General features: G+C 60.8%; 16 protein-coding genes. All 16 read left to right on the top strand.

Features of this window, described 5'->3' with window-relative positions; all coding sequences use genetic code 11:
* The first annotated feature begins 40 nt into the window (after positions 1 to 40).
* Positions 41 to 2,512, top strand: a complete 2,472-nt coding sequence (locus AC5RUQ_RS17620) for a glycoside hydrolase family 2 TIM barrel-domain containing protein (RefSeq protein WP_493948617.1) — start codon at positions 41 to 43, stop codon at positions 2,510 to 2,512.
* 261 nt (positions 2,513 to 2,773) lie between these two features.
* The gene (locus tag AC5RUQ_RS17615) at positions 2,774 to 4,132 is read left to right on the top strand and encodes an MFS transporter (RefSeq protein ID WP_493948616.1); all 1,359 of its coding nucleotides are present in this window, start codon (positions 2,774 to 2,776) and stop codon (positions 4,130 to 4,132) included.
* Between the two features lie 69 nt (positions 4,133 to 4,201).
* Positions 4,202 to 5,149 (top strand): alpha/beta hydrolase, encoded by a 948-nt coding sequence (locus AC5RUQ_RS17610; protein ID WP_493948615.1) that lies wholly within the window; start codon positions 4,202 to 4,204, stop codon positions 5,147 to 5,149.
* A gap of 416 nt (positions 5,150 to 5,565) precedes the next feature.
* The gene (locus AC5RUQ_RS17605; RefSeq protein ID WP_493948614.1) at positions 5,566 to 6,411 is read left to right on the top strand and encodes a sugar phosphate isomerase/epimerase family protein; all 846 of its coding nucleotides are present in this window, start codon (positions 5,566 to 5,568) and stop codon (positions 6,409 to 6,411) included.
* Positions 6,408 to 7,421 (top strand): Gfo/Idh/MocA family protein, encoded by a 1,014-nt coding sequence (locus AC5RUQ_RS17600; protein ID WP_493948613.1) that lies wholly within the window; start codon positions 6,408 to 6,410, stop codon positions 7,419 to 7,421. Before AC5RUQ_RS17605 ends, AC5RUQ_RS17600 begins: the two co-directional genes overlap by 4 nt.
* A gap of 159 nt (positions 7,422 to 7,580) precedes the next feature.
* The gene (locus AC5RUQ_RS17595) at positions 7,581 to 9,110 is read left to right on the top strand and encodes an ABC transporter substrate-binding protein (protein WP_493948612.1); all 1,530 of its coding nucleotides are present in this window, start codon (positions 7,581 to 7,583) and stop codon (positions 9,108 to 9,110) included.
* A 75-nt stretch (positions 9,111 to 9,185) separates the two neighbouring features.
* On the top strand, positions 9,186 to 10,148 hold the full coding sequence (locus AC5RUQ_RS17590) for an ABC transporter permease (protein WP_493948611.1): 963 nt from the start codon (positions 9,186 to 9,188) through the stop codon (positions 10,146 to 10,148).
* The gene (locus AC5RUQ_RS17585; RefSeq protein WP_493948609.1) at positions 10,145 to 12,010 is read left to right on the top strand and encodes a dipeptide/oligopeptide/nickel ABC transporter permease/ATP-binding protein; all 1,866 of its coding nucleotides are present in this window, start codon (positions 10,145 to 10,147) and stop codon (positions 12,008 to 12,010) included. The genes AC5RUQ_RS17590 and AC5RUQ_RS17585 overlap by 4 nt, the downstream gene beginning before the upstream one ends.
* Entirely contained in the window at positions 12,007 to 12,912 is a 906-nt protein-coding gene (locus tag AC5RUQ_RS17580; RefSeq protein ID WP_493948608.1) for an ATP-binding cassette domain-containing protein, read from the top strand. The genes AC5RUQ_RS17585 and AC5RUQ_RS17580 overlap by 4 nt, the downstream gene beginning before the upstream one ends.
* Positions 12,913 to 12,954: 42 nt before the next feature.
* Complete coding sequence (locus AC5RUQ_RS17575; protein ID WP_493948607.1) at positions 12,955 to 13,815, top strand: sugar phosphate isomerase/epimerase family protein; 861 nt, start codon at positions 12,955 to 12,957, stop codon at positions 13,813 to 13,815.
* 42 nt (positions 13,816 to 13,857) lie between these two features.
* Positions 13,858 to 15,024 carry a Gfo/Idh/MocA family protein gene (locus tag AC5RUQ_RS17570; protein ID WP_493948606.1) on the top strand — a complete coding sequence of 389 codons (1,167 nt, stop codon included), beginning with the start codon at positions 13,858 to 13,860 and terminating at the stop codon, positions 15,022 to 15,024.
* Positions 15,025 to 15,069: 45 nt separating this feature from the next.
* Entirely contained in the window at positions 15,070 to 16,179 is a 1,110-nt protein-coding gene (locus tag AC5RUQ_RS17565; protein WP_493948605.1) for a LacI family DNA-binding transcriptional regulator, read from the top strand.
* A gap of 93 nt (positions 16,180 to 16,272) precedes the next feature.
* Positions 16,273 to 17,706, top strand: a complete 1,434-nt coding sequence (gene uxaC / locus AC5RUQ_RS17560; protein ID WP_493948604.1) for a glucuronate isomerase — start codon at positions 16,273 to 16,275, stop codon at positions 17,704 to 17,706.
* Positions 17,703 to 19,124 carry a mannitol dehydrogenase family protein gene (locus tag AC5RUQ_RS17555; protein WP_493948603.1) on the top strand — a complete coding sequence of 474 codons (1,422 nt, stop codon included), beginning with the start codon at positions 17,703 to 17,705 and terminating at the stop codon, positions 19,122 to 19,124. The genes uxaC and AC5RUQ_RS17555 overlap by 4 nt, the downstream gene beginning before the upstream one ends.
* A 29-nt stretch (positions 19,125 to 19,153) precedes the next feature.
* Positions 19,154 to 20,383 carry a D-mannonate dehydratase ManD gene (manD, locus tag AC5RUQ_RS17550; protein WP_493948602.1) on the top strand — a complete coding sequence of 410 codons (1,230 nt, stop codon included), beginning with the start codon at positions 19,154 to 19,156 and terminating at the stop codon, positions 20,381 to 20,383.
* The gene (locus tag AC5RUQ_RS17545) at positions 20,380 to 20,982 is read left to right on the top strand and encodes a gluconokinase (protein WP_493948601.1); all 603 of its coding nucleotides are present in this window, start codon (positions 20,380 to 20,382) and stop codon (positions 20,980 to 20,982) included. The genes manD and AC5RUQ_RS17545 overlap by 4 nt, the downstream gene beginning before the upstream one ends.
* Positions 20,983 to 21,017 lie beyond the last annotated feature (35 nt).

Below are 21,017 nucleotides of genomic sequence, written 5' to 3'. Positions count from 1 at the left end.
CACCAACCACGACAAACCCATAAAAGACAAGGAATTCCTGGTGAAGATCCCCTTCAACACCGACTGGTCAGTGAAGCCGAAGGTCAGCAGCTTCACGGACGTTGTCGGCAGCCGAAACTCCGGCAAACCGGTCACGCTTCCCCACGATGCGATGATCGAGTTTCCACGATCAGCAACGGACAGCGAGGGAGCATCAACGGCCTACTTCCCCGGTGGCGTCGTCGAATACACCAAAACCTTCGATGTACCCGAAGAGTGGCGAAACAAATGCGTCTCGATTGAATTCCAAGCCGTGTACCGGGACGCCATGGTCTTCGTTAATGGTTCATTTGCCGGTCAACACCGCAACGGGTACACACCCTTCATTCTTTCCCTCGACGCTCATCTGCGCCATGGGGAACCGAACACCATCCGGGTTGAAGCCCGCGCCCACCAGGACTCGAGGTGGTACTCCGGCCTCGGCATTCACCGGGACGTCACTCTCATCGTCAGCCCCTTGGTGCATGTCCCCGTCGACGGAGTACGCATCACGACACCGGATATCGACGACGACGGGGCCCTAATCAGCATCTCCACCTCTATTCGCAGCGATGACCGCCGCACCCGTGAAGTGACGCTACGGACGGAAGTCTGCGACGAGCACGGGCAGATCGTGAACCACGAGGAGAACATCGTCTCCATCGCCCCGCAGGCATCAACAACGGTCCGGCAGCGTCTCTACGTCGCGAAACCGCAGCTATGGAATACTGACCACCCTCACCTGTACCGGGCGCGATTAACTTTGAGCGGCATCAACGAGGAGCAGGATGAAACTACCGTCGCGTTCGGCATCCGCAAGCTTCAGCTCGATCCGCATCACGGCCTGCGCATCAACGGGAAAACGGTAAAGCTCCGCGGTGCCTGCATTCACCACGACAACGGACTACTCGGCGCAGCTGCTATCGGACGGGCTGAAGAGCGGCGGATAGAAATCCTGAAGTCCGCAGGCTTCAACGCGATCCGCAGCTCACACAACACAGCCAGTTCCACCATGCTTGAGGCCTGCGACCGACTCGGGATGCTGGTCGTGGACGAAGCTTTCGACATGTGGTTCGAGGGCATGAAAGCCTTTGACTACTCGCTCGATTTCCCCGAATGGTGGGAGCGGGACATTGAAGCGATGGTAACAAAGGCCTTCAACCACCCCAGCGTCATCATGTACTCCATCGCGAACGAAGTCCCCGAAGCCGGGTCCGGCAACGGTGCCCTCTGGGGGCGCCGGATCACCGATAAAATCCGCTCCCTGGATGACACCCGCTACACAACAAATGCTGTCAGCAGCTTCTGGGCCGTCAGCGGAGAGATTCTCGAAGAATTCGTCGCGGAAGTGTCATCCCTGGAAGCCCGGGGCGTCAACGACGTGATGAACGCGATGACCGACATCTTCGATCGCATCACGACCTCGGACCTCGTCACACAACGGACGGCCGAATCACACGCTGCCGTCGACATAGCAGGACTCAATTACGCCGAGCAGCGCTACAAAACCGACGGCGCCCTGTTCCCCAACCGGATCATGCTGGGCACAGAAACCAACCCTCGCCAGACCGACATCATCTGGGGCCTCGTTGAAGAGCTCCCCTATGTCATTGGAGATTTCACCTGGACTGGCTGGGACTACCTCGGCGAGGTCGGTCTGGGAAGGACGGACTACACAGACAAGGAGGGGTCAGCCGGCGGCGGCGACCCCGACTACCCATGGCTGCTCGCCTGGTGCGGCGATATTGACATCACAGGATACCGTCGCCCCGCCTCGTACTACCGCGAAATCGTGTACGGGCTCCGCAAAGAACCGTACCTCGCCGTCTTCCGTCCCGAACACCGCAGCAAGCGCCGTCTGGAGATGCAGTGGGCATGGACTGACACCATCTCGAGCTGGACCTGGGCCGTGCCGCCAGGAACGCCAATGGAAGTGGAAGTCTACAGCGACGCCGACGAGGTCGAGCTCCTCCTCGACGGGGTATCAGTCGGACGAGCACAAACCGGGCCAGCAAACCACTACCGCGCCCTATTCACTGTTCCTTATCAGCCGGGGACCCTCACCGCCATTGCGTATGACAACGGAGCGGAACGAAGCCGCACTGCATTGGCAACTGCAACCGAACCCAAGTTGGCAGTGACAATCGACCGGGACCAGCTAACCGCCAATGAGACGGATCTGGCCTTCGTCGCGCTGGAACTCCGCGATCCCACGGGTAATCTCGCCACCAGCGCCGACCGGGAAATTTCCGTAGAGGTCACCGGCCCCGGAATCCTGCAAGGACTTGGAAGCGCACGTCCCGTCAGCACGGAAAGTTTCAACACCAGCCGGTGCACAACCTTTGACGGCAGGGCCCTGGCTATCATCCGACCGACAAGCCCCGGCACCATCCACCTGACTGTATCCACGCCGGAAATCGACGATGTACACCTCGAAATCGTGGTGACAACCACTAACACCGGGCCCAGCCCTGAGCAAGTGATGACGGGATAAACTTCCCGACCGGCAGCCACCCTCCCCAGGACTAACGGGGGGAAAGCCGGTGCCCCCGCCACGGCCAGTTTCGACGGAGGCGGGGGTGCAGTGAGACCGCCATGTAGGGCTTACCCTCTCCGCCAGCAACTGTCCGGGGGCACGAGAGTTTTCTAGAAACGGCACACCTCGAGACCGTCTTTGGGACGGGCGAACAGAAGCAGAACAGGAAAGCATGAGCTCAATGCCGCCCCCTGGCCCAAACAACGGAGTCCGTCGACCATGCGCAAAAGGTTGATCATCCGTTTCCGGTCCCAGCAACCAGCCTCACCGGACGCCACCACCTCCCTGAGTCCACCCATGGCAACGGTCCCTTCCGACAAGTTTCCTCTGGCGGGACTCCTGGTCTTATCGACGGCAATCTTCACTTCCATGGCAACGGAGTTCCTGCCAGGGGGACTGATCCCACTAATCTCTGCCACGTTCGACCGGTCCTCCGCCGAGGTCGGGCACCTCATCACCCTCTTCGCGTTGACGGTGATCCTGACTGCAACTCCGCTTGCCGTCCTCACCCGCGGCGTCGATCGCAAGACAATAGTCTTGATCGCTTTCGGCCTCATCGGCCTGGCTAACGTATTTACCGCATCCGCCCCGTCGTTCGAGTTCCTGCTCGGCGCCCGGGTCCTGGGAGGACTCGCCCACGGCTTGTTCTGGTCGGTAGTTGCCGCATATCCTGCCCACTTGGTGCGATCCAGCAAGCTGGCACGCGCGATGGCGGTCACTGCGGCCGGCGGCTCCCTTGCCGGAGTCGCAGGCATACCGCTGGGTAACGCACTCGGGCAAGCAATGGGATGGCGTTGGGCCTTCGGAGCCCTCGCATGCCTGGCAGTGATAGTCACCGTCCTCCTAGCACGGCTCCTGCCGCCCGTCAAAGTGCCAGCAGGAGGCACTGGGGCGCAGGCCCGGACCTCCGCTGACCGCCATGGCAGCACCCTGGCCCCCATACTGACGGTCTGCTTTCTCATCCTCCTGATAGTCGCTGCGCAGAACAGCTACGGAACGTACATGGTCGTGTGGCTGGTCGACGTTGCGGACTTCTCAATGGAGGCCGTGCCCCTCATCCTCTTCGCCATGGGGATATCAAGCGCCGTCGGCATCGGGCTTGTTGGGGCGTTCTACACACGATTCCCACTCCAGATTTTTCTTGGCGCACTGTCAACGTTGGTAATGCTGCTATTCGTACTTCCATCAGTCGCCGCGGCCGGGTCATTCGGCGGCGTCCTGGCCCTTATCGTCGCGATGGGAACAGCATTCGGTGCACTTCCAACAATCCTGCAGACCCGCATGATGCAGTCTGCGTCGCCGGCTGCGCGCAACATGGCAGCTGCCCTGCAAACCACTGCCTTCAACGTAGGAATCGGAGGAGGAGCCTTCTTGGGCGGGCTCGTCATCGCATCTGCGGAGACCGAACCCCTGGGGACAAAACTGTTGCCACACTTCGCAGCGCTCGGAATGCTTCTAGCCCTCCTGACAGCTGTGTCATGGGAAATGTCCCGCTGGCGTGCCCGCCGGAGGGCAGCTAGGTCTGCCCCCCCGCCGTCCCCGAACACGCTCATCACGTCCTCTGACAATTTCCCGTAGCCCCTGCTGACCCTCATTCACTGGTCCGTTCGCTGTCGCGCCGCACTAGTCAGAGAAAGAGGATCATAAATGCCCGTCGATAAGACCCTGAAACGTCGCTTCCACCTCGTGGACGGTATCAGTTCCTACTCTGAAATGGTTGGAAACCCTGAACTGCTGCACCAGGTTGAACGGTTCATGGAGGAGGACCTACCGTACGATACTCCGGAAACACAGAGTAAAGAGCACTTAGTGAATGGACCCACGGGCACCTTCCGCGTCCGTGTCTACACACCACCGACTTTGCCCGCCTCACCACGGACAGCGCTGGTATGGGTTCACGGAGGTGGATTTATCGGCGGAGACCTGGACATGCCGGAAAGTGATCTCATGAGCCGTGAACTCTGCTCCCGCGCAGACGTCGCTGTAGTCTCCGTCAACTATCACCTGGCTGACGGGACCGCCTCATATCCCACCCTTCACCGGCAGGTCATGTCCGCAGTGCGCTGGACAAGGAATAACAACACGAACCTGGGGGTTCACGGGGACCGGGTCTTTCTCGGCGGCGCGTCCGCGGGTGGAAACCTCGCGGTTGCGGCAACGCTGGAATTTCGTGACAGGGGTGAACCTCTGCCGGCGGGCCTTGTCCTTGCCTACCCGTTCCTGCATCAACATTTGGAGGTCGGGCCGGAGCTCGAAACGTTGATGACCGAAGTACCTGCCCTATTCCGTTTCACCCAGACCGCCGTCGATGATATGTACGGCGCATATCTCAACGGCACCAAGGATGCACCCTACGTGTCCCTTGAAGACAGCAGTCTGCGCAGTTTCCCTCCTTCCTTAGTGATCCTGTCCGAGTACGATGACTTGCGCCCCTCAGGCGAGTCTTACGCTAAGCAGGCGACCGAGGAGGGGGTCAAGGTCCAAACTTATCTGGCCCGAGGGATGCTCCACGGCCATCTGAACCGTCTTCCCGCTGTACCGGAAGTCAGGTCCTCACTGGAATGTCTAGTTTCCTTTTTAGGTTTCAATTCGTAGGGATCACTGCTTAGTTCGTTCAGGGAAAGGTATTCCGCTGATATTCCTGCAGCCTGGGCCCTGCACCCCAAACGACCAACGCCGGTGCGGACGGCCGACGGCGATGTCTTCGATGATGTGACCACGCATGGAAGGCGAGGAACACGTCCGGCGTTGGCTCTCACTTGCCTTTGGATCATAGACGCGCAATCGCTGGTGCCCAGGGGCAGAGCTGCTGTCCTTGGCGCCAGCGCGAGGGCTGCCCAAGAGGTTATGAATCCTTCCTCCGGCCTCCGGCCGCTCCAAAATAAATTCGACAACAATCCGGCAAGCGGTTGTACTTACGCGCGTAAGTAACTAGACTCGATTCAATCCCAAATGTGAACCCCATCACCCCCTTACTGCAGCCATTGTTGCCTGCGCACTTAGGAGATCAGATGACTGAAGAAAAAACGGCCTGGCACCTGTCAGGCTTCGGCGATGAGATCGACCCCGACCCGGAGTTGCAAGCTGCTGTCCTACTGGCCCTAGGGGCACGCCATATCGAGGTTCGTAGTGCGTGGGGGATCAATGTGTCGGAGTTCACAGGCGAGCACGTGGCTCGACTTAGGCAGCTCTTGGACGCTAAACGCCTACAGGTATCGGCGATCGCCAGCCCCATTGGCAAGGTTGATGTAAGTCTTCCTGTCGAGCACGAGGTTCAGAGACTTCGGCAGCTCGTGTCAGTAGCGCGCGGGCTCAACACGAAGTATGTACGGGTTTTCTCGTTCTACCGTGGCGAGCACCTCTCTCATGATGACGTCCGTGAGCAGGTCATCATCCGTATGACCGCGCTTGCAGCTGAGGCCGAAAGCGCGGGGGTAGTCCTCTTGCACGAAAACGAGAAAGGCATCTACGGTGATACGCCCCAGCGTGTCCTGGACATCATGAAGGCGGTTGACTCCCCGGCGCTGCGCGTCGCATGGGACAACGCAAACTTCGTCCAGGTTGGAGTGAAGCCCTACACCGATGGTTATTCCCTGCTCCGACCCTATCTCGAATATTTCCAAGTAAAGGATGCAGTGCTTGTCACAGGCGAGGTAGTACCTGCAGGCAGGGGTGACGGTGAATTGGACGCCACGATTAGCGCTTTAAAAGAGGACGGCTACGCCGGTTTTGCATCCCTGGAACCGCACTTGGCGTCCGCACACGAACTGGGTGGGTTTTCAGGCCCTGCAGCCTTCGGGCTCGCGGCCCGCAGCTTCGCTGCTCTGGCTGCTAAGAATGGGGTGGAACTCGTATGAGCAGACTGACCGCCGCGGTCATCGGGTGCGGCGACATCTCAGCAGTTCACACGGCCGCCATCACGAAAATGGACCACGTGGAACTTGTCGGTTTCTGCGATCCGGATGACAAACGACTCGCTGTGGCGACCTCCGCCCACGACGTCCCCGGGCACGCAGACCATATCAGTCTCCTCGACTCCGTAAAACCGGACATCGTTCACATCACCACTCCTCATTCGTCGCATTCAACCATCGCCATCGATTGCTTAGAACGAGGTATCAACGTGGTCTTGGAAAAGCCCCTGGCGCACACGCTTGAAGAAGGGCAGCGACTTGTCGAAGCTGCCCGTGTCAGCACTGCCAAGATTGCTGTTTGTTTTCAGAACAGGTACAACGCAGCGGTTCAGGCCATGCGGGCAACTCTGGACTCCGGAGAAGTTGGCACTATAAAGGGCGCATCGGCAACGGTCTTTTGGCAACGCGATGCCAACTACTATCGCAACCGGCCATGGCGCGGTAAGTGGGAAAGCGCCGGGGGAGGCCTCATGATGAATCAGGCCATCCATACAGTCGACCTCCTGCAATGGCTGGTTGGCGACGTCGTCAGCCTTTCCGGCCATTCATCCACAAGATTCCTGGGCGACTCGATCGAAGTCGAGGACACGGCCGAATTTGTCGCGGTACATGAAAACGGGGCGCGGAGCGCTTTCTATGCAACTCTCGCCAACGCAGTGAATGCACCCATCACCTTGGACATTGTTACTGAGGGAGCCACTCTCAGCCTGCGCGGAGATCTGACCATAACTTACGCGGATGGCCGGGTTGAGGTCATACCCGAAAGACGCGGCTCGTCCGGGCAACGCGCCTACTGGGGTGTGTCCCACGAATTGCTCATTGCCGACTTCTACGATCGCCTCACCAAGGCAGATTCCTTCTGGATTAATCCGGAGGAGGCCATGAAGTCACTCCGGATCATCAAAGAGCTGTACCGCCAAAGCTACCCACTCAAGTCGGAAACGGTCGCATAGGCCGACATCATCACCTTTCGCGCGCCAATCAGGACTCACCTGCTGCCTATCCTTCCCTGCACGAAAACACCTTGGGCTCGAGCCATCAACAGATCTCGAGTCCGCTACGTCCCTCATAAGTACGTCCCTCATAAGAATGCATAGAAACAGGAGCCAACGATGAAGTTAGGTCCCATGGCGGCCGTTGTCGCCATCAGCACCACTGCCGCGCTCGTCCTAACAGGATGCGGGGGCGGGACCACCGGCCCAGCAGCCGCCGGCGGCCCCAAAGCGACCACCCTGACCCTGGGGGCAACCGCAGACGTGCGTTCCTGGGATCCAGCCCAGGCGCATGTGGGGCACACCCTTCAGCCCTACCAAGCTGCATACGACTCGCTGATACTCCGTGAACCAGACGGCAAACTCAGCCCCATGCTCGCTACCGAGTGGAAGTACAACGACACCAACACCGTCCTGACGGTAGACCTTCGCTCAGGCGTCACATTCAGTGACGGGGCCAAATTCGACGCAGCAGCAGCGAAGGCCAACCTCGACCACTTCAAAAAGGGCAACGGGCCCCAAATGGCCCAGCTCATCGCTGTGTCAGAGGTCAAGGTCGTCGATGACGACACAATCGACATCAATCTCGCCTCCCCGGACCCCGCCCTGGAGTTCTACCTAAGCCAGGCAGCCGGTCTGATGGGCAGTCCCACGGCACTGGGAACTGAAGCGATCAAGACTGAGCCGGTGGGCACCGGTCCTTACGTCATGGACAAAGCGGCCACCGTCAAAGATGGCCAGTCGGTATTCAATGCCCGCGAGGACTACTGGAACAAGGACCTGCAGAAGTACTCGAAGGTTACTTTCAAAATCCTCCAGGACCTGACAGCCCGTACGAACGCGCTGGTATCGGGTCAGGTGGATGCCGCACTGCTCGACCCCAAGGCTGGCAAGCAGGCAGCCGGCGCTCAAATGACCTTGGTCCAGTCCCAGGTGGACTGGCAGGGACTGCTGCTCCTTGACCGGGACGGCACAAAGGTCCCCGCGCTCAAGGACGTCAGGGTCCGTCAGGCGATCAATTATGCGTTTGACCGCAAGACCATCCTGGAGCAGGTGCTCCTGGGCGAGGGCGAAACTACGTCGCAGCCGTTTGGCAAAGACAGCGGAGCCTGGCTGGAGGAGCTGGAAAACAGGTACCCGTACGATCCGGCGAAGGCCAAGGCACTTCTGAAGGAAGCCGGCTACGAAACAGGTGTGGTGTTGGAGATGCCCGTCATCACAGGTTCCGAAACACAGCTCTCCATGGTCAAGCAACAACTGGCGGATGTAGGCATCACCCTGAACCTCGGTGGTGTTCCGACCACCACATACACCAGCGATATCGCTGCCGGGAAATTCACCATCCTGTACGCCAACCTCTTCCAAGGTGAACCGTGGGTTGCCATTAATCAGCTCATCTCCACCCGCGCCTTATACAACCCTTTCAAGAACACGACTCCTGAACTACAGGCCAAAATCACGGCAGTCCAAGAGGGCGGCGAAGACGCAAAAAAGCTGTCACAGGAAGTGAACAAATACGTCGTCGAACAGGCCTGGTTTGCCCCCCTCTACCGCGTGCAGCAGATGTATTTCCATAACAACAAGGTCAACGTGAAGCCCCAGATCCAGCAGGCCGTCCCGTCAATCTACAACTACTCGCCGGCCTCCTAAGGCGACGGGTTAAACACCGAGCACGGGCTTTTGCCTGGGTCCGCGTATCGAGCAGACCCAGGCAGGCGGCCCACCATGATTTCATCGGAGCAAGCAATGACCAGATTCATCCTCAAACGCCTCGGCAGCGGACTAGTGGTCTTGATCGTCGTATCGGCGTTAACTTTTTTCCTTCTTTACACCGGCAGCGGAAGCATTGCCCGGAACATCCTCGGCGATCAAGCCACGCCGGAACAATTGGCGATGAAAGAGGCAGAACTAGGGCTGGACCAGCCCATCCTCGCCCGTTACGGCAGCTGGATCGTCAACGCCCTGCAGGGCGATCTTGGAACCTCCTGGTTCACCTCTGAACCAGTCTCAGCCTCCCTGGCAACACGTATTCCCGTCACCATGACAATGGTCATTGCGGCCATGATCCTGATCTCCATTATCGCGACCCTGATTGGCGTAGCCGCGGCGGTTCGGCGAGGTTGGGTCGACCGTACGGTTCAGGTCGGGGCCATCATCGGTGACTCGATCCCCGGCTTTGTGCTTGCCATATTCCTGGTCACGGTTCTGGCCATCCAGCTCAGAATGTTTCCCGCGACCAGTACCATCGCACCCGACGCAGGAGTGGATGCCTGGATCAAATCTCTCACGTTGCCCGTCCTCGCACTCCTCGTCAATGGAGTAACAGGCGGCGCCCAACAGATCCGCAGCGCCGTGATCAAACAACTCGAACGCGACTATGTTCGGACACTGCGCAGCCGCGGGATCGGTGAGAAGGAGATCCTTTTCAAGCACGTTCTTCGCAGCGCAGCGCCGGCAGGGCTGACCGTCTTGAGCCTTCAACTCATTGGCATGCTCGGCGGAGTCCTCATTATCGAACAGATCTTCGCCCTCCCAGGGATCGGACCCCTGGCGGTTCTAGCAACCACCCAGACCGATCTGCCCGTAGTCATGGGCGTCGTAATTTACACAGTTGTCGTCGTGATCGTTGTCAACCTTCTTGTAGACCTCGTCAACGGCTGGCTAAACCCGAAGGTGCGTGCCTCGTGACCGAGTCCGTAGAATCCACAGCCCTAACCCCAACCCCGGAATCAGGACTTCCTACCGGCCAGGCCGGAACAGTAGTGCGGTCAACGGTGCTGAAGCGACTGCTTAAGAACCCCCTCGGTATCCTGGCCATAGTCATCCTGGTGGCAATGTCCCTGCTCGCCGTCTTGGCCGATGTCCTGGCTCCCTTCGCGGAGGACTTCGCGAACATCGGAAAAACGCTGGCCCCGCCGGACAGCGTCAACATCCTGGGCACGGACAGTGCGGGACGAGACATATGGAGCAGGTTGCTGGTCGGAGCACGCCTGACACTCCTCTCCGCGCTCCTGTGCGCCGCAGTGGCGATCGCCATCGGCCTTCCAGCCGGACTCGTCGCGGGTTACTACGCGGGCAAATTTGAGGCAGTATCCAACTGGACCGTCAGCATCCTCATGAGTTTGCCAGGCTTGATCGTCCTGTTGGCGATCCGGGCGGCATTCGGCCCATCCGTATGGCTGACCATGATCATATTCGGTGTCCTTATCAGCCCCTCCTACTTTCGGCTTACACGCACCGCCGTTCAATCCGTCCGGAACGAACTGTACGTCGACGCGGCCAGGGTTTCGGGCCTCTCGGACTTCAGCATCATCTCCCGGCACGTCTTCTCCGTCGTGCGTGCTCCGATTATCATCCAAACTGCCGCCATTGCGGGGGTGGCCATCTCCATCCAGTCGGGACTGGAATTTCTCGGCCTAGGAGATCCGACCAAGGCCACGTGGGGCGTCATGATGGGCGAAGGCTTTAAAAACGTGTACCTCGCACCCTCTCTGCTCTTCTGGCCCGCCCTCGCCGTCTCGCTGACCATCGGTGGCCTGGTACTCCTGGGAAACGCACTCCGTGATGCGCTTGAAGACGGCGACCTCACTAAATCGCGCATGAAATCCACTCCGACAGCCACTGGTGCTTCGAAGGCCGCATTAAGGACCGACCGGATTGATGGAAAAAAGACCGCTGTAGTTGAAGCAGGTACTGAACATCACCTCGTCAAAGTCTCCAACCTTGGTGTTGGCTACCCGCAGGCCGATGGGTCCATCAAGAAGGTTGTGGACGACGTTTCATTCCATGTGGACCGCGGAGAAATTCTGGGAATCGTCGGCGAGTCGGGGTCCGGCAAATCCCAGACAGCATTCTCCATCCTGGGACTGCTTCCGGACAACGCCCGGGTTGTGGCCGGGTCCATCCAATTCGACGGTGAATACACCGTCGCCCCGGGCGACGAAAAGGTCAACCAGGGACGGCTTTCCAAGCTTCGCGGCAAACGGATCTCCTACATCCCGCAGGAACCGATGAGCAATCTGGACCCCGCGTTCACCATTGGATACCAACTGGTCACACCTATGGTGCGCGTGCTGGGCATTTCCAAAGCCGAAGCCACCACCAGGGCCAAGAAGCTGCTCTCAGACGTCGGCATTGCAAACCCGGACCGTACATTCAACGCGTACCCCCATGAGGTCTCCGGAGGAATGGCACAGCGCGTCCTCATTGCGGGAGCGATCAGTTGCAAACCGGACTTGGTTATTGCCGACGAGCCCACCACGGCACTGGACGTGACCGTCCAAGCCGACGTCCTGGACCTCATCCGCGATCTTCAGCGCCGCCTCGGCGTTGGAGTCATCCTGGTCACCCACAACTTCGGCGTCGTTGCAGACATTTGCGACCGCGTAGCCGTGATGCAGAACGGCCGGCTTGTAGAGGAAGGGCCAGTCCGGGACATCCTCCGCAACCCGAAGGAGCACTACACCCAAACATTGCTGGCCTCGATGCTCGAAGGCAAGGAACCCATGAAAATGCTCGTTTCAGCAAGCTCAAAGGCGGCAGCGTCATGACTGCCTATACCCACCCCGGCGGTGAGGATAACGCGCCAAACAGTCAGGAACTCCTGCAAGTGCACAACCTTGCGGTGGAATACAAAGGGAAGGGCTTTCGGGCCAAGTCCTTCCGTGCCCTGACGGATATCAACATCAGCATCAGCCAAGGTGAAACGCTGGGACTGGTGGGGGAGTCAGGTTCAGGCAAGACAACACTTGGCCGCGCAGTCCTTGGCCTGGCACCGGTCTCCCACGGCAAGATCATCTTTGAAGGAAACGACATCAGCGGAGCCACCAGGCAGCAGCGCCGTTCCCTGAGTCGGGACCTCCAAGTAGTCTTCCAAGACCCCTACACGTCGCTCAACCCAGCATTGGAGGTCGGCGATATCCTCGCCGAGCCCCTCCGTGTCCAAGGCAAATCTCCCTCCGAGGCGAAGACACGGGTCCGCGAACTCCTGGATCAGGTGGGGCTGCCCTCCGACGCTGAACACCGCCTGCCCCGTGAATTCAGTGGCGGACAACGGCAAAGGGTGGCAATCGCCCGTGCCCTTGCGCTTTCACCGAAACTCATCGTCTGCGACGAACCAGTCAGCGCACTCGATCTTTCCACCCAGGCAGTGGTCCTGGACCTGTTCCTCCAAATCCAGCGGGACACCGGTGTCTCCTACCTGTTCGTCTCCCACGACCTTGACGTCGTGCGGCATATCAGCCACCGCGTGGCAGTCATGTACCGCGGTGAAATCGTAGAACAGGGGGCCGCCGAAACAGTAACCCGGGATCCCGATCACCCCTACACCCAGAGGTTGCTCTTGGCCTCACCCGTGCCTGACCCAGACCGGCAGGAAAAGCGCCGCGCCGACCGCCACAGGCTAATGGAAATCCAGCGGTCACAGAACGAACAGGCTGGCGCCCTCGCCTAGAGCGGCCCCCATGCAACCCCAGGAACAACAAAGGAGACAGAAATGGCCAAAATAGGTGTGCAGGCGATGATGTTGACGCAAAGCTTCGCAGAAGTTGGAGCATTCGAAACGCTGCGCAAGGTAAACGCGATCGGCTACAACGCCGTCGAGATTTCCCAGATTCCAATGACGGCGGACAACGTGGCCGAACTGGAAAAGTCCCGTGCCGAACTAGGGATGGACATTGCGGCGCTCTCTGTTGCCCTTAATGTGCCGAAGGGCCGCCCCGGTGATTCGCTGGAAAACGACTTCGCCAAGATCGTAGACGACGCGAAACGACTTAATACGAGGTTTCTTCGGTTCGGTATTCTGCCGTTCACGGCAATGAAATCCATCGAAGCGGTTGTCGACTTTGCCAAGCAGGCTAACGGATACGCCGAAAGGCTGCAGGAATATGGCATTGGGCTCTACTATCACAACCACCACGTCGAGTTCGCAAAATTCGACGGCAAATACATGCTGGATATTATCGCGGACAACTCTCCGGCTATGGGCCTGGAACTCGATGTGCATTGGGTGCAGCGAGGCGGCCTGGACCCCGTGCGGACCATCAACAAGTATTCCAACCGCACTGCAATGATCCACCTAAAGGACTACCGCATCGGTGAAGTCCCGGAATCCGCTTTTTCCAAGCTGGCTGCCGGCGACGCCTCTGGTTTCAGAAATGACTTCCGCAGCAATGTCGAGTTCGCCGAAGTAGGCGAAGGGAACCTTGATTTCCCCTCCATTATCGCAGCCTCCCAGGCCGCGGGTGCTGAGTACCTGCTCGTTGAACAGGACGAACTCTACGGCCGCACCGTCTGGGAAGCACTGCAGACCTCGTACGACAACCTCGTGGCCATGGGCCACTCAGACCTCTTCTAGCACCAACATTCGAATTTCGCACAAGACATGGAGCAAAACAACATGAGCAGGAAAATCCGCCTCGGCATCATCGGGCTGGGACAGCAGGGCGGCATGTACGCCAAGTTCATCGCGGCTGGGAAAGTCCCCAACATGGAGATAGGTGCCTTCTGTGACATCGATCCTTTGAAGAGGGCACTGGCCGAATACGACTATCCGGGTGTCCCCTTCCACGAGGACTACCTAGCGATGCTCGAGAGCGGTGACGTGGACGCTGTCGTGACCTGCGTCCCGCACTATCTCCATCCCGAGATGGGAATCGAAGCGCTGAAGCGTGACATCCACGCGCTCGTGGAAAAGCCGGCTGGTGTTTACACCAAGCAGGTCAAGGAACTGAACGATTACGCTGCGAGCAAGCCAGAACTAACGTTCGGAATTATGTTCAACCAGCGCAACAACCCTCTGTACCAGCGGCTGAAGGAAATCGTCGAGAACGGCGAAATCGGACACATCCTTCGCACCAACTGGATCATCACCACTTGGTGGCGCCCCCAGGGCTACTACAACTCCAGCGAGTGGCGGGCCACATGGGGCGGCGAAGGCGGCGGCGTCCTGGTCAACCAGGCACCACACCAGCTGGACCTTTGGCAGTGGATCTGCGGTGTGCCGAAGTCCGTGTACGCGAAGGTCTCGTACGGGTTCCGCCGGGACATCGCCGTCGAGGACGAGGTCACCGCAGTCGTGGACTACGGCGACGGCGCTACGGGCGTCTTCATTACCGCCACCCACGACATCGCGGGAACCGACCGGTTCGAGATTCTCGGTGACCAAGGAAAAATCGTCGTCGAAAAATCCAAAACCGCCACAGTTACACGGCTCACCAAACCTGAGCGTGAGATCAGCGATTCCATGGGCACTGACGACGTTCGGAGGCTTTTCGTTGGGGAGCTGAAATCCGAGCAACTGTACACCACAGAGGTTATCGAATTTCCCTCGGCCTGGGGCGTGCAGCATGCCGGCGTTCTGGAAAACTTCGCGGCCAACATTCTCGACGGCACCCCCCTCCTTGCGCCAGGTTCCGACGGCATCAATGGCGTCCGGCTGGCCAACGCCATCCATCTTTCGAGCTGGACCGGAAAAGAAGTTGGGCTCGATTTCAACGAGGACGAATTCTTGGAAGAACTCAATAAACGGATTGCTGACGAAGGGAAGTTTGCCCAGCGCAGCTAAACACGGAGAACTTCGGGGTGACGGCATCAACGACAGGATTGGCCAGTGAACGAATCTATGAGCTCTGGGGTTGCACGAATCAATTCCGTTGTTGGGAACGGTGAAGCCCCGGAAATTTCCGCAAAACCCAACCCCCTTGCCGATCTTCCCAACGGTCGTAACAGGACGAACGGCAAGCCAACGATCTATGACATCGCAAAGCTTGCCGGAGTCAATGCGTCCACGGTGTCACGTGCCCTCAGCAAACCCGACCGGGTTAGTTCCAAAACCCGAAAGTTGGTTGAGGCTACAGCGGCAAATCTCGACTATCAGGCCAATCCTTTTGCACGGGCGCTCCCCACAGGAAGAACGGGCACCTTCGGCCTGATTGTCGCGGATATCACCAATCCAACGTTCTTCGACATCATCCGAGGCGCGGGAACCGCCGCCGCAGCCAACAATTACACCGTCACATTCGCCGAGTCGGCTGAATCGCCAGCTACGGAACTAACGACCGCCAGGCGCATGTTGGCTGCGGTGGACGGGCTCATATTGGGAAGCCCACGCATGGATGACGAGCAGATCCGGACCCTAGCCAAAGTTAAACCAGTAGTTGTCATCAACAGGGAGGTCCGCGGCGTTACGTCGGTGGTACCGGACGTCAGCACCGGAATCGGAGAGGCTGTCCGTAACCTTGCCGCCAACGGTCACCAAAAACTTGGCTATGTATCGGGGCCGCCACAGTCGTGGATGTCCAGCCAACGCTGGGAAAGCATCCGCTCTGCCTGTGAGTGGTCAAGGCTAGAAGCCGTGAACTTGCCATCAACGAAACCGACGGTCGACGGCGGCAGGAGACTCGCCAGGGAAGTGCTGGCCAGCGGTGCCACTGCGGTGCTCACCTACAACGATCTGCTTGCCATCGGCCTGATGCAGGAACTCCAGGCTGCCGGCGTGCTGATCCCGGATCAGATCAGCATCGTGGGGTTCGACGACATCTTCGGGGCAGACTTCACCACACCGCCTTTAACCACAGTTCGTTCGCCCCTGTCCGACTGCGGGACAAAGGCCGCTGAACTGATGCTTGAGGCCATAACGTCTGACGCTGGCGCCTCTTCCGTTCATGTCGAGACAGAACTCGTAGTCCGGGGATCCAGCGGACGACTCATGCCTCCTTGAAATACATGCACATTCAGGCACTCGCTCCGTGTTCGGCACCGAAACAACTGAGCGACAGCCCGGACCGTCACCTGAATCCAAACAGGCTGACCTATGAGTACGAAAAGAACGGAGCAGACCTTGACACTATCGATTGCCGCGAACCCAGAGCGGCTCCTGCCCGCTGATCCGGGAACACGCGCCATTGCACGCGAACTCCTGCAGCGCGTCCAGGACCTCCCCATCATCTCCCCGCACGGGCACGTTGACGCCGCAGTCATCGAGCAAAACACCTCGTTCCCGGACCCGGCAGCGCTGCTGGTCAGCCCCGACCACTACGTCACCCGGCTGATCCACGCCAGCGGCGTTCCGCTGGACCGGCTGCGGGAATCAAACACGTCGCAGCCGGATTCCCGCGACGTATGGCGCGAGTTCTGCAAGGCCTGGCCCCTGTTTGAAGGCACCGCCTCGGGCTACTGGCTGCGCACGCAGTTCTCCAGCGTCTTCGGACTGCAGGGCGAGCTGAGCGCGGAATCAGCCGATGCCAGCTACGACGCAATCTCCGCCAAGCTCCAGGAGCCGGGGTTCCGTCCGCGGGAGCTTTTCAAGGACTTCAACATCGAGGTCCTGGCCACCACTGACGATCCCCTGGACACGCTGGAAAGCCACAAGGCCCTGGCGCAGGACCCCAGCTTCCACGGGCGTGTCCTGCCCACCTTCCGCCCCGACGCCTACCTCAACATCGCCCACCCCGCATGGGCAGACAACGTGGACCGACTCATCGCGGCAGCGGGCGACGGCGGCACGGGCTATGGTGCCTACCTCACTGCGCTGGAGAATAGGCGCCGTTATTTCGTGGAGCACGGTGCCGTCTCGGCCGACCACGGTGTCTCCACCCCCGCGACGCTGAAGCTTGACGCTACCGATGCCGCGAAACTGTTTGACCGTGCCCGCTCGGGCAAGGCCACGGCGCATGACCGGGACGATTTTGAAGCGCACATGATGTACCAGATGGCGCGCATGTCCGTGGAAGACGGCCTGGTGATGACCATCCACCCGGGCTCGTACCGCAACCACCACGAGCCCACCTTCAATACCTTCGGCGCGGACACCGGGCATGACATCCCGTTCGCCATCAACTACACCGAGGCCATCCGGCCGGTCCTGCAGGACTTCGGCACCGCCAAGGACTTCCACCTGGTGCTCTTCACCCTGGACGAGACCGTGTTCTCCCGCGAACTGGCCCCGCTGGCCGGTTTCTACCCCTCCGTGTACCTGGGCGCGCCGTGGTGGTTCCTGGATGCCCCGGATGCGATGCTGCGGTTCCGCTCCGCGGTCACCGAAACGGCGGGCTTCTCCCGTTCCTCCGGGTTCATCGACGACACCCGCGCCTTCTGTTCCATCCCGGCCCGGCACGACGCCTCCCGCCGGATCGAGGCCTCGTTCCTGGCCCGCCTGGTGGCCGAGCACCGGGTCAGCGAGGACCGCGCCCACGAGTTGATTGTGGACATTGTGGACGGCTCGCCGCGCCGGGTATTCAAGCTGTGAGCACCGAAGTGCATGTTCCGGTTGTTCCGGCCACGGACCTTCCGCAGCTGAACCGTACCTTGCGCCCGTTGCCCAAGGCCCCGGTCCGGATTGTCCACCTGGGCCTGGGCGCGTTCCACCGCTCGCACCAGGCCTGGTACACCCAGCAGGCCGGGGATGCGGCCCAGTGGGGGATTGCCGCCTTCACCGGCCGGCGCCCTGACGCCGCCGCCGCCCTGGCGGAGCAGGACGGGCTGTACACGGTGGTGGAACGCGCGGACACCGGCGACTCGTTCACTGTGGTGGGGAGCATCGTGGAGGCGGCGCACGGGGCGGACCTGCAGCGGCTCACCGCGCTGGTGGCCGCGCCCGGGACTGCCATGGTCACCCTCACAATCACCGAAGCGGCTTACGGGCTGGGTGCCGACGGTACGTTGGACGTCACTGCGCCGGACGTCGCCACGGACCTTGCGCTGTTGGGTTCCGGCAGTGGGCGTCCGGCCACGCCGCTGGGGCGCCTCGCGCTGGCACTTGCCGCCCGCAGGGACGCAGGCTCCGGGCCGATTGCCGTTGTCTGCTGCGACAACCTGTCCAACAACGGAGCAGTTGCGCGGCAAGCTGTTGCCGGGTTCGCCGGCGCCTGGGATTCCGGGCTCGCTGCCTGGATTGATGCCAATGTCAGCTTCGTCAGCACGTCGGTGGACCGTATTACGCCGCGGACCACGGACCAGGACCTTGCTGACGTCCGGGACGCCTGCGGGTACTGTGACACGTCGCCCGTGGTGGCGGAGCCCTTCTCCAGCTGGGTGCTCAGCGGGGACTTCCCTGCCGGGCGGCCCCGCTGGGAAGATGCCGGCGCCCTCTTTGTGGACGATATCGAGCCATACGAAAACCGCAAGCTGTGGCTGCTCAACGGCGCACATACACTGCTCGCCTACGCCGGGCAGCTTCGCGGCCATTCCACCGTGGCCGAGGCCTTGGCGGACCCGGTATGCCTTCAGGCCGTGGAAGCTTTCTGGGACGAAGCTGAGGCCAACCTGCCTGCAGGGGAACTGCAGATTCCGTCCTACCGGGCCGCGCTGCTTGCACGCTTCGGCAACGCCAGGATCGCCCACAACCTCTCCCAAATCGCTATGGACGGCAGCACCAAGCTGCGGATGCGCGCCGTCCCGGTCCTGCAGGCAGAACGTGCAGCCGGCAGGACCGGTGCCGCCGCCGCACTCATGATCGCCGCCTGGACTGATTACACAGCCACTGCCACACCGTTGCAGGACGGCCAGGCTGAGGCAATAGATTCGGCGAATCTCCTGGCCGGAACCAAGCGGATCCATGCCTTGTTGCGTGTTCTTGATCCTGCACTGGCCAAGGACGAAGCGACCGTGCAGCTTGTGGAGAGCCTGCAGGGCAAGTTCCGCCGTCCCGCCTCCACCTCTTACTGACCTTGCCCCAGCCCTTGAAAGGACCAGCTGTGAAAATCATTGCCGCCGACGTCTTCGTGACCAGCCCCTCCCGGAACTTCGTGACCCTCCGGATCACCACCGAGGACGGTGTCACCGGCATCGGCGACGCCACCCTCAACGGCCGGGAGCTCGCCGTCGCCGCGTACCTCAAGGAACATGTGGCGCAGCTGCTGATCGGCAAGGACCCGCACCGGATCGAGGACACCTGGCAGTTCCTTTACCGGTCCTCGTACTGGCGCCGCGGGCCCGTGACCATGGCCGCGATCGCGGCGGTGGACATGGCCTTGTGGGACATCAAGGGCAAAATGGCCGGCATGCCGGTCTACCAGTTGCTGGGCGGGGCGTCCCGGACCGGGCTCCGCGCGTACGGCCACGCCTCGGGCGCGGACCTGCCGTCGCTGTTTGATTCGGTGCGTGAACACCTGGAGCTCGGGTACAAGTCGATCCGTATCCAGACCGCCGTTCCCGGCATCAAGGCCGTCTACGGTGTGGCAGCGCAGGCGCAGGCCTCCGGTGAACGCTACGACTACGAGCCTGCCGGCCGCGGCACCTTCCCGCTGGAGGAAGACTGGGACACCCGCGCCTACCTCCGCCATCTGCCCAGCGTGTTCGAGGCGGTCCGGAACGAGTTCGGCCCCGAAATCCCGCTGCTGCACGACGGCCACCACCGGATGACCCCCATCCAGGCCGCCAAGCTCGGCAAAGCACTGGAGCCCTACGACCTGTTCTGGCTGGAGGACTGCACCCCGGCCGAAAACCAGGAAGGCCTCCGCCTGGTCCGCCAGCACACCACCACGCCGTTGGCCATCGGGGAAATTTTCAACACGGTGTGGGACTACCAGACCCTCATCAAGGAACAGCTGATCGACTACGTGCGGGCCGCGTCCACCCACTTCGGCGGGATCAGCCCGTTGAAGAAGGTCATGGACTTCGCCGCGCAGTACCAGATCAAGTCCGGCTTCCACGGCCCCACCGACATCTCCCCGGTCGGGTTCGCCGCGCAGCTGCACGTGGGCCTGGCCATCCACAACTACGGCATCCAGGAATACATGCAGCACTCGGACAAAACCAACGAGGTCTTCCAGCAGTCCATGACCTTCAAGGACGGCTACCTGCACCCGGGCGACAAACCCGGCATCGGCGTCGAATTCAACGAAGAAGCCGCCGCGGCCTACCCCTACCAGCAGGCCTACCTGCCCTACAACCGCCTCATCGACGGAACGGTCCACGACTGGTGAACACTGCTCAACCCACTACAGCCCAGCCCAAGCTCCGCATCATCGTGATGGGCGTGTCCGGCTGCGGCAAGACCACCATCGGCGACCTCGTCGCCCGCGAACTCGGCGTCCCCTTCCTCGACGGCGATTCCCTCCACCCCGTGGAGAACGTCGCCAAGATGGCCGCCGGGACGCCCCTGACGGACGAGGACCGCTGGCCCTGGCTCACCACCGTGGGTTCAGAGCTGGCCAACGCGGGCGACGGCGGCATGGTCCTGGCCTGCTCCGCGCTGCGCCGCAGCTACCGCGACGCGATCCGGCAGCAGGCACCGGACACCATTTTCCTGCACCTGCACGGCACCAAGGACGTCCTCGGGTCCCGGCTGGAGGGCCGCTCCGGGCACTTTATGCCTACCACCCTCCTCGAGTCCCAGCTCGCCACGCTGGAACCCCTCGAAGCCGACGAAACCGGAATCGTCGTCGACATCGGCGCCCCCGTCACGCAGGTCGTAGCCGACGCTCTCGCCGGGATAGCTGACATCGCCGGAACCGCCGAAATGGAACTGGCAGCCAGGGATACACCGCACCGCAGTCAAGCTACGGGCGCTTTCGTCCGCTGACCTTTACGCTACCGTGCCCTGTTGAAGGGCCGGCA

It is taken from the genome of Arthrobacter sp. MDT2-3 (assembly GCF_059090465.1).
Note: the sequence above shows the minus strand (reverse complement) of the source record. Positions and strands in the feature narration are given on the sequence as shown.

Bases quoted from the DNA above. Each gene is read 5' to 3' on its own strand.
- AC5RUQ_RS17615 (WP_493948616.1), top strand. From the start codon at position 2,774: ATGCGCAAAAGGTTGATCATCCGTTTCCGGTCCCAGCAACCAGCCTCA.
- AC5RUQ_RS17610 (WP_493948615.1), top strand. From the start codon at position 4,202: ATGCCCGTCGATAAGACCCTGAAACGTCGCTTCCACCTCGTGGACGGT.
- AC5RUQ_RS17605 (WP_493948614.1), top strand. From the start codon at position 5,566: ATGACTGAAGAAAAAACGGCCTGGCACCTGTCAGGCTTCGGCGATGAG.
- AC5RUQ_RS17600 (WP_493948613.1), top strand. From the start codon at position 6,408: ATGAGCAGACTGACCGCCGCGGTCATCGGGTGCGGCGACATCTCAGCA.
- AC5RUQ_RS17595 (WP_493948612.1), top strand. From the start codon at position 7,581: ATGAAGTTAGGTCCCATGGCGGCCGTTGTCGCCATCAGCACCACTGCC.
- AC5RUQ_RS17590 (WP_493948611.1), top strand. From the start codon at position 9,186: ATGATTTCATCGGAGCAAGCAATGACCAGATTCATCCTCAAACGCCTC.
- AC5RUQ_RS17580 (WP_493948608.1), top strand. From the start codon at position 12,007: ATGACTGCCTATACCCACCCCGGCGGTGAGGATAACGCGCCAAACAGT.
- AC5RUQ_RS17575 (WP_493948607.1), top strand. From the start codon at position 12,955: ATGGCCAAAATAGGTGTGCAGGCGATGATGTTGACGCAAAGCTTCGCA.
- AC5RUQ_RS17570 (WP_493948606.1), top strand. From the start codon at position 13,858: ATGAGCAGGAAAATCCGCCTCGGCATCATCGGGCTGGGACAGCAGGGC.
- uxaC (WP_493948604.1), top strand. From the start codon at position 16,273: ATGAGTACGAAAAGAACGGAGCAGACCTTGACACTATCGATTGCCGCG.